This window comes from Minwuia sp., from assembly GCF_048263705.1.
GTDB lineage: Bacteria > Pseudomonadota > Alphaproteobacteria > Minwuiales > Minwuiaceae > Minwuia.
The window spans coordinates 115,034-129,015 of record NZ_JBLXDV010000010.1; the positions used below are offsets into that span (position 1 = coordinate 115,034).

Here is a 13,982-nt window from a genome sequence, read left to right on the forward strand (position 1 = left end):
GTCTATCCCTTGTCGGAGAGGGCGCGCTGCAGTTCGACGCGCTCGGCGGGGTCGAGGGGCGCGGACACGCCGGTGTTCGCCGACGGCGCGGAACGGCGTTGCCGCCGCAGGAACATGATCACCAATCCCAGCCCCACCAGAAAGATGAACGGCCCGCCGAACCAGAGAATCACGGTCTTCACGTTGAACGGCGGGTTCAGCAGAACCCAGTCGCCGAAGCGCTGCACCATGTAGTCGAGGGCTTCCGCGTCGCTGTCCCCGGCGGCGATCCGCTCCCGCAGGACGATCCGCAGGTCGCGGGCAAGCGGCGCGTGGCTCTCGCTGATGGCCTGGTTCTGACAGACCAGACAGCGCAGTTCCTTCATCAGCTCCTGCGCGCGGGCCTCCTGGGCGGGGTTCTCCAGGGGCTTTTCCATGAAGATCGCATGCGCCGGAAGCAGCGTCAGGACCAGGATCGCCAGCGCCGCGAGAGCGGGTGATAACCGGCGCATCACTTGCGCAGCTCCGCCAGCATCGGCAGCAGCTGCTCGTTCAGGATCTGCGGCGTGATCGGGCCGATGATCTTGTGCACGATGGTGCCGTCGCCATCGACGACGAAGGTCTCGGGCACGCCGTAGACACCGAAGTCGATGCCCACACGCCCGTTCTGATCCGATCCGATACGGTCATAGGGGTCGCCGAACCGGTTCAGCCAGCCGACCGCGTCGGCCGGTGCATCCTTGTAGTTCAGACCGTAGATGGGCACGACATCGTTCTTCTGCATGTCCATCAGGATCGGATGCTCGACCCGGCAGGCCACGCACCAGCTGGCGAAGACATTGACCAGCACGGGTTCGCCGCCGGTCAGGTCGCTGCGCGCCATGCCATTGTCCTTGCCGGGCAGGGGCGGCAGTTCGAACTCCGGCGCGGGCTTGTTGATCAGCACGGACGGAATGGCACCCGGATCCAGCGACAGCCCCTGATACAGGAAAGCGCCGATGACGGCGAAGACGCCGATGGGCACCACGGCCCACAGCCAGCGCAAGCCGCCCGAGCGTTCCTGGGGTTCGGTTACCTCGGTCATGGTCAGTCGTCTCCTGCGGCGGCGGCGGCACCCTGCGGGGCGTCACGGCGCCGGGCCGGTGCGCCGATCCGGTGCCGCCGGTCGCTCAGCGAGATGATCCCGCCGATGGCCATGAACAGCGAACCGAGCCAGATCCAGATCACCAGCGGCTTGTAGTACAGCCGCACGGCAAACCCGCCCTGGCCGTCCGCCTCACCGACCACGGTGTACAGGTCGCCGGCAAGCGTTGTGCGGATCGCCGCCTCCGTTGTCTCCATCGGCGGCGAGGTGAACGTGCGGGCTTCGGGATGCAGCACGGTGACCGGTTCGCCATCCTTCATCACGACGAACGCGCCGCCCAGTGCGGTGTAGTTCGGTCCCGGGACTTCGCGTGCGCCCATGAAGGTCAGGTCGAAGCCGCCGACGCTTTCGACCTGTCCGGGCCGCATGATCAGCTGTTTCTCTTCCTGCCAGGTTTCCGAGGCCGTGATGCCCAGCACCATGACCGCCACGCCCAGATGGGCGACGGTCATGCCATAGGACGATCTCGGCAGCCCGCGGGCACGCCGCCAGCTGTCGGTGATCGGAATGCGGAACAGCTTGATCCTGTCCGCCCATTCCCAGATCGCCCCCAGACCCAGCCAGACGAACAGCAGCATGCCCAGCACGGCGAGCAGCGAGACGTCATAGACGAAATAGAGCGTGACCAGGCCGACCGCGAAAGCCAGCGCGCCTGCATACTGCAGCCGCTTCAGGACGCCCATCGCGTCGCCCCGCTTCCACGCCATCATCGGGCCGATGGCCAGCGCCGCGATCAGCGGCGTCATCAGCGGCACGAAGGTCGCGTTGAAATAGGGCGGTCCGACCGAGACCTTCTCACCCGTCACGGCATCCAGGAACAGCGGGTAGAGCGTGCCCAGCAGCACCGTCAGACAGGCCGTCGTCAGCAGCAGATTGTTCAGGACCAGCGCGCCTTCGCGGCTGACCGGCTGAAACACGCCGCCGCCCTTCAGCATCGGTGCCCGGAAGGCGTAGAGCGTCAGCGATCCGCCGACGACAAGTCCCAGGAAGCCGAGGATGAAGACGCCGCGCGCCGGGTCGGATGCAAACGCGTGCACCGAGTTCAGCACGCCCGAGCGCACCAGGAATGTGCCGAGCAGCGACAGCGAGAAGGCCAGGATGGCGAGCAGCACGGTCCAGCTTTTCAGCGCGTCCCGCTTCTCGACGACGATGGACGAATGCAGCAGGGCGGTCGCGGCCAGCCAGGGCATGAACGACGCGTTCTCGACCGGATCCCAGAACCACCAGCCGCCCCAGCCGAGTTCGTAGTAGGCCCAGTAGCTGCCCAGCGCGATGCCGATCGTCAGGAACATCCATGCGGCCAGAGTCCAGGGCCGCACCCAGCGTGCCCAGGCCGGATCGACACGACCTTCGATCAGGGCGGCGACGGCGAAGCTGAACGCGACCGATAGACCGACATAGCCGAGATAGAGAAACGGCGGGTGGATCGCCAGCGCGGGGTCCTGCAGCAGCGGGTTCAGGCCCTGTCCTTCGAAAGGTGCGGGGCTGAGGCGCTCGAACGGGTTCGAGGTGAAGATGATGAAGGACAGGAAGCCGACGCCGATCATCGCCTGAACCGACAGCACCCGCGCCTTCAGCGTCGGCGGCAGGTTGTCGCCGAACCACGCCACGGCGGCACCGAACAGCGTCAGGATCAGGATCCAGAGCAGCAGGGAGCCTTCGTGATTCCCCCATACGCCGGAGATCTTGTAGATCATGGGCTTCAGCGAATGGCTGTTGGCGACGACGTTCTTGACGGAGAAGTCCGACGTCACGAAGGCGACCGTCAGGCAGCCGAAGGCGAACAGGATCAGCAGGAACTGCGCCTGCGCCGCCGGTGTGGCGATGGCCATCCAGGCGGCGTCGCGCCGGGCCGCGCCGACCATCGGGACCACGGCCTGTATGGCCGCCAGGATGATCGCCAGTATCAATGCGTACTGGCCGAGTTCGGGTGCCATCAGTTACTGCCCTCGCTGCCTGAGTCAGGCTTGAAATGTCCGGATTTCTTCAGGGCGTCGGCCACTTCTGGCGGCATGTAGTTCTCGTCATGCTTCGCCAGGACCTCCTGCGCCACGAACTGCCCCTGCGCGTTCAATTCGCCCAGGGCGATGATGCCCTGACCCTCGCGGAACAGGTCGGGCAGGATCTTGTCGTAGGCGACCGTGACCGAATGCGCTCCGTCGGTCACGTCGAAACGGGTGACGATGCCCTCTCTCTCGACCGTGCCATCTTCGACCAGACCGCCGATCCGGAAGCGCTTGCCGGTGTCGAAGCCTTCCTCGACCACCTGCGTCGGGCTGCGGAAGACGTCCAGCTCCTCGTTCAGGGCCATCAGCGACGCGCCGACGGCCGCGCTGACAAACAGCACGCCCAGCAGCACCAGCATCAGGCGCTGCCGTTTCGGGCGCATGCCCCGGCCCAGCCCCTTGCTCATGACTCGCCTCCCTTGCGGCGGCGGCGCGGACTGAGCGCGCGCAACGCGCTGGCTTCCCGCTCCGCCTTCCGTGCGCCGCGGACGCTGACGACGAAAAGGACGATCATCCCCAGCGCCACCGCGGCGTAGGACGACCAGATGAAGCTGCCATATCCGCCCATCGAGAAGAATTCAGCCATCGTTCACCAACCTGTCCCGTTCAGATCCATTCTATTCCGCCGGCTGCATCGCCGCGTGGCGGCTCGCCTGAGCCATACGCATCATGCGGCTTTGCCGACCATGTATCTCGGCGCGCACACGGTAGATCAGCACCACGAGATAATAGGCAAGGAAGCCGACAATCATAAGCAGTAATGGCCACAACATCGAGTTATCGACCTTCGGCCCGTCCATCGTGATGACGGTCGCGCCCTGATGCAGCGTGTTCCACCAGTCGACCGAGAAGCGGATGATCGGCACCATGACCACGCCGACGATGGCCAGTATGGCCGCCGCGACGGCGGCTTTCGCCTCGTCCTCGATCGCCTGCCAGAGCGCCATGTAGCCGATGTAGATGAAGAACTGGATCAGCACCGAGGTCAGGCGCGCGTCCCAGACCCACCAGGTTCCCCACATGGGCTTGCCCCAGAGCGAACCGGTCAGCAGGCACAGAAAGCAGAACATGGCACCGATGGGCGCGCTGGCCTTGGCGATCATGTCGGCCACGGCATGTTTCCAGATCAGCGCGATGGCGCTGGAGACCGCCATGCCCACATAGATGCCCTGGCTCATCATCGCCGAGGGCACGTGGATGAACATGATCCGGACCGTATCGCCCTGCTGATAATCGGGCGGGGCGAAGCCGAGGCCCCAGATCAGACCGGTTCCCAGACAGGCAATGGCGACGAACGCCGCGTACGGCAGAACCGCTGACGTCAGCCTCAAGAAACGTGTCGGATTTGCGAACCTGTGCATCTGGCGTCCTAGATAGGTATTTCGGCTCAATACGTAAGTGATCGCTGTCAGATTGGATTCACCTTAAAAATCAATCCAGCGCAAGCCTTAGCGCCCAGCCTGCGGCGATGGGGGCCATCACGATTGCGCCAAGCAGGATGGCGGTCAGAAACAGCAGGTGCGGCATCGCGCTGAAGTCGAGGACGGATGCCTCGACGGCGCCGACACCGAAAATCAGCACCGGGATGTACAGCGGCGTGACGATCAGGGTCAGCAGAACCCCGCCGCGCCGGACGCCGACGGTCAGGGCCGCGCCGATGGCACCGATCAGGCTGAGTGTCGGCGTCCCCAGCGCCATGGCGCCGATCAGGGTCAGGAACCCGTCCTCGGGCATCTGCATCAGAACGGCCAGAACGGGCGTCGCCAGGATCAGCGGCAGGCCCGTCGTCAGCCAGTGCGCCACGACCTTGCCCAGCACGACAATCGACAGGGGCACCGGCAGAAGCGCGAGTTGATCCAGGCTTCCATCCTCCAGATCGGCCTGGAACAGGCGGTCCAGCGACAGCAGCACCGACAGCAGCGCCGCCACCCAGATGGTGCCCGACGAGATGCGCGACAGGATTTCCGGCTCCGGGCCGATCCCCAGCGGGAACAGCATGATGACCATGACGAAGAAGGCGATGACCAGCAGGCCGCCGCCGCCCTGACGCCGGGCCAGCATCAGATCCCGTCCGATCACGCGAAGGAACGTCTGAAACATCTTTTCAGTCCTCCTCCCCGTCGAACCAGCCGTCTTCGTCGGGCGGCGTGATCTCGAGGACCTGACCGTCGATCCCCGGCAGGGGTGCGTGGGTCGCGGCCACGATCAGACCCCCCCGTTCCAGATGATCCCGCATCACCTGTCCCAGGATATCGATGGTGCTGCGGTCGATGGCGGTCAGCGGTTCGTCCAGCAGCCACAGAGGCGCGTCGGTCATGGCGAGGCGGCCCAGTGCGACGCGGCGGCGCTGCCCGGCGGACATGTACCCGACAGGCAGATCGGCCAGGTCGGCGATGCCGAACCGTTCCAGCGCGGCCTCGGGCGGGACCATGGCTTCGCGTGTCAGGCCCGCGGTCAGCGTCAGGTTTTCCTTGGCGGTCAGCGCGGTCTTCAGACCGTCCTTGTGGCCGGCGTAGACGAATTCAGCGGTGAAGGACTCGCGATCGGCCAGCGTACGCGTCCCGCGCCACAGCACGTCGCCGGCGAACGGCCGGACCAGTCCGGCGATCATGCGGATCAGCGTGGATTTGCCGGATCCGTTGCGGCCGGTCAGCGTCAGCGAACCGCCCGCTTCGACGGCGAAGTCGATATGCGTGAAGATCAGCCGCTCGCCGCGCATGGCGGCCAGCCCGGCACCTTCCAGAAGGGGCGCGGTCTCAGCTGTCACGCGTGCGGCTCATCTCGGCACCGACGCTCTCGGCATCGCCGAACACGTCCAGCTTCTCGATGCGCACGTTGGCGCTCTGGATCCGACGGTGCTCGAAGGTCATGTCCAGGATCCGGTCGCCCAGTTCCTCGACCAGATCGATGTGGCCGCTGTCGGCGATCTCGCGAATGCCGAGCAGCAGGTCCTCGTAGGAGACGACGCCCAGGATGCCTTCCTCGTCCGGATCGCGCAGGGTTTCGGCCACCAGATTGAACCGGACGCGCTGACTGTGCCCCTGTTCGTGCGGGTGGATGCCGATCTCCATGGCCAGCACCAGATCGCGAATGAAGATTCTGTACGTCTCCGACATGGGCCTGATCCTTTGCAGTCGCGCATTGGAGGTATCGACCCCCGTGTGCCCGGTCAAGCGCCGCAGAGCGCGCCAGCAGAATGTGCCGTTGTCGTCCGGCCCGCCCGTCGCTAGAAAAGGACGTAATTGAGGAAAGCGGAACCGGAATCACATGTTCAAGAAAATCCTGATCGCCAATCGCGGTGAAATTGCCTGCCGGGTCATCAAGACCGCGAAACGCATGGGCATCCAGACAGTCGCCGTCTATTCCGACGCCGACGCGGGGGCGCTGCACACCCAGATGGCCGACGAGGCGGTGCACATCGGCGGGGCTGCCGCGTCCGAGAGTTACCTGATCATCGACCGCATCGTGGACGTCTGCAAACAGACGGGCGCCGAGGCGGTCCATCCGGGTTACGGGTTCCTGTCGGAGAATCAGGCCTTCTGCGCCGCGCTTCAGGATGCGGGGATCACCTTCATCGGACCCAACACGCGGGCCATCTCGGCGATGGGCGACAAGATCGAATCCAAGAAACTCGCCCAGGCCGCCAACGTCAGCACGGTACCCGGCTATACCGACGTGATCGAGACGGTCGAGGAGGCGGTGAAGATCGCCGACGACATCGGCTTTCCGGTGATGATCAAGGCATCCGCCGGCGGCGGCGGCAAGGGCATGCGGGTTGCCTGGAACGTCGAGGAGGCGCGCGAAGGGTTCGCCTCTGCCAAATCCGAGGCGCAGTCCAGTTTCGGCGACGACCGCGTGTTCATCGAGAAGTTCATCGAGGAGCCGCGCCACATCGAGATTCAGGTGCTGGCCGACGGACAGGGCACGACGCTCTACGTCGGTGAGCGCGAGTGCTCGATCCAGCGCCGCCATCAGAAAGTGATCGAGGAAGCGCCCTCGCCCTTCCTGAACGCCGAAACCCGCAAGGCCATGGGCGAACAGGCCGTGGCGCTGGCCGACGCGGTGGAATACCGCAGCGCGGGCACGGTCGAATTCATCGTCGACAAGGACCGCAACTTCTACTTCCTGGAGATGAACACCCGGCTGCAGGTGGAACATCCGGTCACCGAGATGATCACCGGCATCGACCTGGTGGAGCAAATGATCCGCGTCGCCAACGGCGAGAAGCTCTCGATCTCGCAGGACGACGTCACGCTGACCGGCTGGGCCATGGAAGCCCGCATCTACGCCGAGGATCCCTATCGCGGCTTCCTGCCGTCCATCGGCCGCCTGTCACGCTGCCAGCCGCCCGAGGAATCGGCGACCGTGCGCGTCGATACCGGCGTGGTCGAAGGCTCCGAGATCTCGATGTTCTACGACCCGATGATCGCCAAGCTGGTGACCTACGGCCCCGACCGCGAGTCGGCGATCGACAGCATGATCGATGCGCTGAACGGCTATCGGATCGAGGGCATCCAGCACAACATCAACTTCCTGAACGCGGTCTTCAATCACCAGCGCTTCCGCGACGGTCAGATCTCGACCAACTTCATCGCCGAGGAATATCCCGAAGGGTTCGAGGGCGCGCCCCTGCCGGAAGAAACCCGCAACCGGATGATCGCCGCCGCCACGGTGGCGCACCTGCGCGAGACCGCGCGGGCGACGTCGATTTCCGGGCAGGTGCCGCATTTCGTCGTCCGCATCGGTCAGGACTGGCGGGTGTCCTGCGGCGAGAACAGCCACGCGGTGAAGACGACCACCGGCGAGGCCGCGACGGATGTCACCGTGGATGGCGCGCATCTGGTGGTCGAAAGCGACTACCGGCCCGGCGATGCGCGTTTCACCGGCACCATCGGCGGACGCGCGGTGCAGATGCTGATCGAGCCGGTGGCCGAGGGCTATCGCCTGACGTTCGACGGCACCACGCTGGACTTCCAGGTGCGCACGCCCCGCGCCGCCGAACTGGCCGCGCTGATGCCGCTCAAGGAAGCCGCCGACCTGTCCAAGCTGCTGATCTGCCCGATGCCCGGCGCGCTGGTGCAACTGCACGTCGCCGAGGGCGAGGAGGTCAAGACCGGCCAGTCGCTGGCCGTGATCGAAGCCATGAAGATGGAAAACGTGCTGCGCGCCGAAAGCGACGGCACCGTGCGCTCGGTCAACTTCAAGGAAGGCGACAGCCTGGCCGTCGACGACGTGATCCTGGAACTGGAATAACGCGCCCGTCAGATATACTGGGCGTCAGATATACATGTCGCGCAGATTGTAGTCCCTGACGACGGTCCGGCGTGTGTCCTCGGTCCAGCGGTTCTGGTCTTCCTGACCGGCGAGGGGACGATAGACGTAGCTGGCTTCGTCCGGAAAGCGCTGACGGCGGGCGTCGATGGCGATCTGAATCATGCGGCTGCGTTCCTCGACCCGCGCGCGGTCGAAGGTGACCGGTTCGCCTGACAGAAGCTCTGTCGTCACGTCCAGCACCCGGTGCCGGGCGAAGAACCCGGCGTTCAGGGTGACGCGCCGGTCGGGTGACGAGTTCGCAAACGACCCGTGCGTCAGTTGGCGGTTGGTCATGAAGACGTCGCCTGCATCGCAGACCAGCGGCACGGCCCCGTCGATCCGTTCGGAGCCGCTTTCCGCCACAAGCTGCCTGATGTCCATCTTGCCCAGCTTGTGACTGCCCGGCAGCACCCAGACCCCGTTGCCCGGTGTGCTGGGGTAAAGCTGTGCCATGAAGTTGAAGCCGTGGGCGTCGGGGTTCCAGTCGGGTGCGTCCCAGTGCGTTGTGCCGTCCTGATGCCAGGCGACCGAGGGGCCGAGGCCCGGCTCCTTGATGAAGGCGACCTCGTTATAGGGCACGAAATCGTCGCCCAGCACCGACGCGGCGGCGGCCAGCAGCCCCGGATGCCCGTACAGCCGCAGGGCGCTGTCCATCAGTTGCAGATTGCCGTGCAGCAGTTCGACCGTCCATGTCGGCGCGTCGTCCGCCGGTGTCGGCGCGGTGACCTTCACCGGATGGCGGCCCTTGTTCCTGTCCGTGCCGCCAAGCGGATCGCTGAGCGGGGTGGCGAGGCGGTAGGGCGGGCGCGTGAAATGCTGTCCGAAGGCCGGCTGCCCGTGTCTGTCGACGGTACTGTCCGGCGCAACCGGCGCGCGGTCCAGCAGGTCGTCCACCTCCGCGCGCAGTTCAGCCAGTTCCTCCGCGCCGATCGCGCCTTCGAAGACGTAGAAACCGTATGCCCGATAGGCGTCCAGAATGTCGGGCATCAGCCGACCTGCACTGTCCAGCCGGATCGGGCCGCGGTTCGGCAACGCCCGCGCCCTCTGTTCGCCCTGCCGGAAATAATCGGCCATGCTGCGGGCGTATTCGTCCGCCGACGGTTGCGGCGCGGCTGCGGTGTCTGCCATGTGCGATCTCCTCCAGAGACACACAGAATGCCACAGCATCGCCGCTCCGTTCTACCCTTCCACCGAGATGCGGGCCATGTCTTGCGGGCAAGCCGGACCAGTTCTCTTGCCTCTCGCCCTCTCCCGTGATCCGATACGCCATGAGGTTTCGCTGACGGGGAGGGATGCGCGCCATGAAGCTGGGTGTTTTCTGTTACAATACCGACTATTCGATCCGGCCGGAGAAGCTGGCGGTGATGCTGGAGGAGCGGGACTATGAGTCCGTCTGGTTCCCCGAGCACACCAACATTCCGGCGTCGCGGAAGTCCGAGTTCCCCGGCGGCGGGGAGCTGCCGAAGCCCTATTACCACATGATGGACCCGTGGGTGTCGCTGGGCGCGGCGGCGGCGGTGACCGAGAGGCTGCGGCTGGGGACGGGCATCTGCCTGGTGATCCAGCGCGACCCGATCACCCTGGCCAAGGAGATCGCGACGCTGGATGTGATCTCGAACGGGCGGGTTCTGTTCGGCATCGGCGGCGGCTGGAACGCCGAGGAGATGGAGCAGCACGGCACGCCTTTCAACCGGCGCTGGAAGGTGCTGCGCGAGAAGATCGAGGCGATGAAGGTGCTCTGGACCGAGGAAGTCGCCGCCTATGACGGAGAGTTCGTGAAGATCGAACCGACCTACAGCTACCCCAAGCCGGTGCAGAAGCCGCACCCGCCGGTCATCCTGGGCTCGGCCACCGGGCAGGGACGGCAGCGGGTGGTGAATTACTGCGACGGCTGGATGCCGATCAATGTGCTGCTGGAGGACATGCCCGCCGCCATCGAGGATCTGCGCAGGCGGGCCGAGGAGGCGGGACGCGATCCCGACGCCATCGAACTGTCCATCTTCGGGCAGGTGGGCATCAACGAGGATCTGCTGAAGCGGTATCGCGATCTGGGCATCGGCCGGACCGTCATCGGCGTGCCCACGTCGCGTCCGGAGAAGGTCGAGGAGGTACTGGACCGCTACGCCTCGGTCCTGCCCGATCTGGCCGCCTGACTTTTTATGGCGCGCGCTTAACAAATCATCTCCCAAGGATTTTACTCCTCCCCTATAGTGTGACGGTCATCACCACCACGGCGGGCATAACGCCGGGTTGCAGGGAGCCGACAGTCTGGCCGGGCAAAGGGTCCGGGCTGTCGCACGACCAATCTGGGAGGCGATCGGGGCATGCTTGCAGAAGATGTACTGAAGAGGGAGCCGATTGTCCTGACGCAGGCGCAGCGTCAGCATTATTTCGATCACGGATATTTACATCTCGACGGCTTCATATCCGATGAATGGATGCAGCGGCTCGCGCGCGTGACGGACCGTTTTGTCGAAGACAGCCGGGCCGTCACCCACCCGGATCGCGTGTATGATCTGGAGCCGAACCACAGCGCCGAGGCACCGCGGCTCAGACGCCTCAACCAGCCGGCCGAACTGGATCCCGTCTATCGCGAATTCGCGCTTGAAGGTCCGATCGTCGATCTGGCGGAGGACCTGCTGGGTCCGGACGTGAAGTATCACCACAGCAAGCTGAACTTCAAATGGGCCTCGGGCGGCGAGGAAGTGAAATGGCATCAGGACATCCAGTTCTGGCCGCACACCAACTACTCGCCACTGACGATCGGCGTCTACATGAACGACGTGACCGACGAGATGGGGCCGATGGGCATCATTCCGGGCAGTCACAAGGGCGAACTGTTCGACCTGTTCGATGAAGACCGCAACTGGACCGGCGCCATCCGCGAATCCGAACTGGACCGGGTCGCGCTGGACGACGTGGTCTGGCTGAAGGGCCGGCGCGGTTCGGTGACGGTCCACAACTGCCGCATCGTGCACGGGTCGGAGCCAAACCGTTCCGCCTCGACACGACCGCTGCTGCTGCACACCTATGCGTCCGCGGACGCGCTGCCGATCTGCGCCTCGATCGCGGACGGCTTCCCGCTGGCCAACACGATTGTGCGCGGCAAGCCCGCCCGCTGGATGCGGTTCGACCCGCGTCCCTGTCTGATCCCGCCCGACTGGTCGAAGGGATATTCGTCGATCTTCGCGCTGCAGCAGTCCGAAGCAGCCGAGTGAGACGGGCCTGTTCCAGACCGCCGCGCACCGGCAAGCGCGCAGGAGGCATTCTTCTGGGCGTGCTGCTGGCGGTGCTGCTGGCGGTGATGCCGCACGATGACGGCCCGCGCGCTGCCACCGGGTCCGCCGCCGAGGGTCCGGTGCTCGACGAACTGCGGCGTGTGGCACAGGTCCTCGAAGGCCCGCTGGACCGCGGTAACCGGGTGCAGACGCGGCTTGTTCTCGACGCTGTTGTCGCCAGGGACCGGATTGCCTGGGCGCATGTGCTTGAAGCCGACGGCGACCCCTACGCCCGGGCGGGCGTCGCCGATCCGTCCGCGGCGACCGTCCGTCTCGCGATCGGCGATACGGACATGGTGCTGCAGGCCGGTATCCTGACGACCGGCCAGGCCGGGGAAATGCCCGTGTGGCTGGCCGCGCTGGCGCTGATCGTCGCGTCGTGTCTGCTGGCCGGGCTCGGGACATGGCTCTGGTCGCGCCGCTCCCGCGCGCGGATGCTGGACGGTGTGCGGGCCCGCCATCAGGACGAACTGGCCCGGCAGCGCGATCTGATCGCCAACCTGTCCGCCGCCTACAACCAGCTTGTCATCGAACATGGCGATCAGGCCCACGGCCGTCAGCTGGAGCGCAGGCGGTTCTTCGCCGACATCGAACGCCAGAAGGCCGAACTGCTGGCCGCGCGGGACGCCGCCCTGTCGGAGGCCATGACCCGCAGCCGGTTCTTCGCAGGCATGACCCACGAACTGCGAACCCCCATGAACGCGATCATGGGATTCTCGGAAGCGATCGAGAAGCAGATATTCGGTCCCGACCAGATGGATCGCTACAGCGATTACGCCCATGACATCCGTATCAGCGCGCAGCATCTGCTAGACACGATCAACCATCTGCTGGATCTGGCGAAGGCGGATTCCGGCAAGCTGGAACTGGACGAGAAGGTGCTGGATATCCCGACCGTGATCGACGACTGCATCAGCATGCTGCGGCCCCTGGCCGAGAAACGGGAGGTCCGGCTGCATGTCGCCGCCATGGCCGAACTGGCACCCTATCGCGCCGACCGCCGCATTCTGCGCCAGATCCTGATCAATCTGATTTCGAACGCCATCAAGTTCACGGCCGCGGGCGGTGTGGTGGCCGTCGAGGCTTCGGAAGATGCCGCAGGCGATCTGCGGATCACCGTACGCGACGACGGGGCCGGGATCGCGAGCAGCGATCTGGAGGCGGTCTTCGAACCGTTCGTGCAGGGCCGGATCAAGGGGTCCGAGCCGGGCACGGGACTGGGGCTGCCGCTGTCGCGCACCTTTGCGCGTCTGCACGGCGGCGAACTGTCGCTGGAAAGCAGGGAAGGCGTCGGCACGACCGCGATCCTGCAGTTGCCGTCGTGGCGCTGGCGGCACGCGGAGCCGTCCGTCCAGCCCGTCATGCCGGCCCGGATCCTCGAAACGGCGGTGCCGGTTCAGACGATGGGCTCACGCTCCGCCCAGGCAAAGTAGCTGTCGCGGGCCATGCGGCAGACGGGACCGGGCTGCAACTGCCGGTCCTGATAGCGGATCATCGGCGTCACCTTGCCGTAATTGCCGGTCGAGAAAATCTCGTCGGCCTGCATCAGGTCGTCGGGCGTCAGGGTCGTTTCCTCGACGGGCTGACCCGCGTCGCGCAACAGGCCGATGATGCGCTGGCGGGTGATCCCGTTCAGAAAGGTGCCGTTCCAGACCGGGGTCTTGGCGACACCGTCCTTGACGATCCAGATGTTGGCCGTGGCCAGTTCGGCGACATTGCCGGACGGATCGCAGATCACCGCATTGTCGAAGCCCCTGTCGGCTGCCTCGCGCAGGGCGCGCTGGCCGTTCGGATAGAGGCAGCCGGCCTTGGCGTCGGTCGGGGCCATGTCGCGTGCGGGACGGCGGAAACTGGACAGGCACGCCGAGAACCCGTCATTGCCGGGCAGGGGGGATTCATAGACCGACAGGACGAACTCGGTGGAATCCGGGTCCGGCGAGACGAAGCCGTCGCGCGCGAAGAACATGGGCCGGATGTAGTAGGCGTGCTCGCTCGGCAGCCTGCGCACGGCCTGTTTGCACAGGTCCTCGACTTCATCGACGGTCAGCTTCGGCTCCAGCAGCATCGCCGCCGCCGAACGCATCAGCCGCTCGCAGTGCGGCCGCAGATCCGGCGCGCGGCCATTGATCGCCCGCGCCCCGTCGAACACCGCGCTGGACATCCAGAAGGCATGGTCCATCGGTCCGGTCAGGCGCGGTGCCTCGTCCAGCCATTCGCCGTCATAATAGAAAACCTGATGCGCCATCCCGTTCCTCCCCCCGT

Annotated in this window: 15 protein-coding genes; 4 read left to right on the forward strand and 11 right to left on the reverse strand. The window is 65.6% G+C overall.

Going from position 1 to position 13,982, the window contains the following annotated elements:
• Positions 1–2: 2 nt before the first annotated feature.
• The 9 genes from ACN0X7_RS14915 to ACN0X7_RS14955 form a co-directional block, all read right to left on the reverse strand.
• The gene (locus tag ACN0X7_RS14915; RefSeq protein WP_417518642.1) at positions 3–491 is read right to left on the reverse strand and encodes a cytochrome c-type biogenesis protein CcmH; all 489 of its coding nucleotides are present in this window, start codon (positions 489–491) and stop codon (positions 3–5) included.
• Positions 491–1,063: a DsbE family thiol:disulfide interchange protein gene (locus tag ACN0X7_RS14920; RefSeq protein ID WP_417518644.1), complete on the reverse strand. Its 573-nt coding sequence runs from the start codon at positions 1,061–1,063 to the stop codon at positions 491–493. The genes ACN0X7_RS14915 and ACN0X7_RS14920 overlap by 1 nt, the downstream gene beginning before the upstream one ends.
• 2 nt (positions 1,064–1,065) lie before the next feature.
• Positions 1,066–3,060 (reverse strand): heme lyase CcmF/NrfE family subunit, encoded by a 1,995-nt coding sequence (locus ACN0X7_RS14925; protein ID WP_417518646.1) that lies wholly within the window; start codon positions 3,058–3,060, stop codon positions 1,066–1,068.
• On the reverse strand, positions 3,060–3,512 hold the full coding sequence (gene ccmE, locus ACN0X7_RS14930) for a cytochrome c maturation protein CcmE (RefSeq protein ID WP_417518758.1): 453 nt from the start codon (positions 3,510–3,512) through the stop codon (positions 3,060–3,062). Before ccmE ends, ACN0X7_RS14925 begins: the two co-directional genes overlap by 1 nt.
• Before the next feature lie 20 nt (positions 3,513–3,532).
• Complete coding sequence (gene ccmD / locus ACN0X7_RS14935) at positions 3,533–3,715, reverse strand: heme exporter protein CcmD (RefSeq protein WP_417518648.1); 183 nt, start codon at positions 3,713–3,715, stop codon at positions 3,533–3,535.
• Between the two features lie 31 nt (positions 3,716–3,746).
• Positions 3,747–4,490 (reverse strand): heme ABC transporter permease, encoded by a 744-nt coding sequence (locus ACN0X7_RS14940; protein ID WP_417518650.1) that lies wholly within the window; start codon positions 4,488–4,490, stop codon positions 3,747–3,749.
• A gap of 70 nt (positions 4,491–4,560) precedes the next feature.
• Positions 4,561–5,229: a heme exporter protein CcmB gene (gene ccmB / locus ACN0X7_RS14945; RefSeq protein WP_417518652.1), complete on the reverse strand. Its 669-nt coding sequence runs from the start codon at positions 5,227–5,229 to the stop codon at positions 4,561–4,563.
• Between the two features lie 4 nt (positions 5,230–5,233).
• Entirely contained in the window at positions 5,234–5,896 is a 663-nt protein-coding gene (gene ccmA / locus ACN0X7_RS14950) for a cytochrome c biogenesis heme-transporting ATPase CcmA (RefSeq protein ID WP_417518654.1), read from the reverse strand.
• Positions 5,886–6,245, reverse strand: coding sequence for a dihydroneopterin aldolase (locus tag ACN0X7_RS14955; RefSeq protein WP_417518656.1), 360 nt, complete (start codon positions 6,243–6,245; stop codon positions 5,886–5,888). Before ACN0X7_RS14955 ends, ccmA begins: the two co-directional genes overlap by 11 nt.
• A gap of 151 nt (positions 6,246–6,396) precedes the next feature.
• Between ACN0X7_RS14955 and ACN0X7_RS14960 the strand changes: the two genes are divergently transcribed.
• Positions 6,397–8,382, forward strand: coding sequence for an acetyl-CoA carboxylase biotin carboxylase subunit (locus ACN0X7_RS14960; protein WP_417518658.1), 1,986 nt, complete (start codon positions 6,397–6,399; stop codon positions 8,380–8,382).
• A gap of 24 nt (positions 8,383–8,406) precedes the next feature.
• Here the strand turns inward: ACN0X7_RS14960 and ACN0X7_RS14965 are convergent, their stop codons facing one another.
• Entirely contained in the window at positions 8,407–9,570 is a 1,164-nt protein-coding gene (locus tag ACN0X7_RS14965) for a phytanoyl-CoA dioxygenase family protein (RefSeq protein WP_417518660.1), read from the reverse strand.
• A 173-nt stretch (positions 9,571–9,743) separates the two neighbouring features.
• Here ACN0X7_RS14965 and ACN0X7_RS14970 point away from each other — a divergent pair, with 173 nt between their 5' ends.
• The 3 genes from ACN0X7_RS14970 to ACN0X7_RS14980 all read left to right on the forward strand — a co-directional run bounded on the left by ACN0X7_RS14970 (position 9,744) and on the right by ACN0X7_RS14980 (position 13,153).
• Complete coding sequence (locus ACN0X7_RS14970) at positions 9,744–10,595, forward strand: LLM class F420-dependent oxidoreductase (protein ID WP_417518662.1); 852 nt, start codon at positions 9,744–9,746, stop codon at positions 10,593–10,595.
• Between the two features lie 171 nt (positions 10,596–10,766).
• The gene (locus ACN0X7_RS14975) at positions 10,767–11,660 is read left to right on the forward strand and encodes a phytanoyl-CoA dioxygenase family protein (protein ID WP_417518664.1); all 894 of its coding nucleotides are present in this window, start codon (positions 10,767–10,769) and stop codon (positions 11,658–11,660) included.
• Positions 11,657–13,153, forward strand: a complete 1,497-nt coding sequence (locus ACN0X7_RS14980; protein WP_417518666.1) for a sensor histidine kinase — start codon at positions 11,657–11,659, stop codon at positions 13,151–13,153. The genes ACN0X7_RS14975 and ACN0X7_RS14980 overlap by 4 nt, the downstream gene beginning before the upstream one ends.
• On the opposite strand, the gene ACN0X7_RS14985 is transcribed toward ACN0X7_RS14980, so the two are convergent.
• Positions 13,117–13,965, reverse strand: coding sequence for a branched-chain amino acid aminotransferase (locus tag ACN0X7_RS14985; RefSeq protein ID WP_417518668.1), 849 nt, complete (start codon positions 13,963–13,965; stop codon positions 13,117–13,119). The two genes, ACN0X7_RS14980 and ACN0X7_RS14985, sit on opposite strands and share 37 nt — an antisense overlap.
• Positions 13,966–13,982 lie beyond the last annotated feature (17 nt).

Bases quoted from the DNA above. Each gene is read 5' to 3' on its own strand.
- ACN0X7_RS14915 (WP_417518642.1), bottom strand. From the start codon at position 491: ATGCGCCGGTTATCACCCGCTCTCGCGGCGCTGGCGATCCTGGTCCTG.
- ACN0X7_RS14920 (WP_417518644.1), bottom strand. From the start codon at position 1,063: ATGACCGAGGTAACCGAACCCCAGGAACGCTCGGGCGGCTTGCGCTGG.
- ACN0X7_RS14925 (WP_417518646.1), bottom strand. From the start codon at position 3,060: ATGGCACCCGAACTCGGCCAGTACGCATTGATACTGGCGATCATCCTG.
- ccmE (WP_417518758.1), bottom strand. From the start codon at position 3,512: ATGCGCCCGAAACGGCAGCGCCTGATGCTGGTGCTGCTGGGCGTGCTG.
- ccmD (WP_417518648.1), bottom strand. From the start codon at position 3,715: ATGGCTGAATTCTTCTCGATGGGCGGATATGGCAGCTTCATCTGGTCG.
- ACN0X7_RS14940 (WP_417518650.1), bottom strand. From the start codon at position 4,490: ATGCACAGGTTCGCAAATCCGACACGTTTCTTGAGGCTGACGTCAGCG.
- ccmB (WP_417518652.1), bottom strand. From the start codon at position 5,229: ATGTTTCAGACGTTCCTTCGCGTGATCGGACGGGATCTGATGCTGGCC.
- ACN0X7_RS14955 (WP_417518656.1), bottom strand. From the start codon at position 6,245: ATGTCGGAGACGTACAGAATCTTCATTCGCGATCTGGTGCTGGCCATG.
- ACN0X7_RS14960 (WP_417518658.1), top strand. From the start codon at position 6,397: ATGTTCAAGAAAATCCTGATCGCCAATCGCGGTGAAATTGCCTGCCGG.
- ACN0X7_RS14965 (WP_417518660.1), bottom strand. From the start codon at position 9,570: ATGGCAGACACCGCAGCCGCGCCGCAACCGTCGGCGGACGAATACGCC.
- ACN0X7_RS14970 (WP_417518662.1), top strand. From the start codon at position 9,744: ATGAAGCTGGGTGTTTTCTGTTACAATACCGACTATTCGATCCGGCCG.
- ACN0X7_RS14975 (WP_417518664.1), top strand. From the start codon at position 10,767: ATGCTTGCAGAAGATGTACTGAAGAGGGAGCCGATTGTCCTGACGCAG.
- ACN0X7_RS14985 (WP_417518668.1), bottom strand. From the start codon at position 13,965: ATGGCGCATCAGGTTTTCTATTATGACGGCGAATGGCTGGACGAGGCA.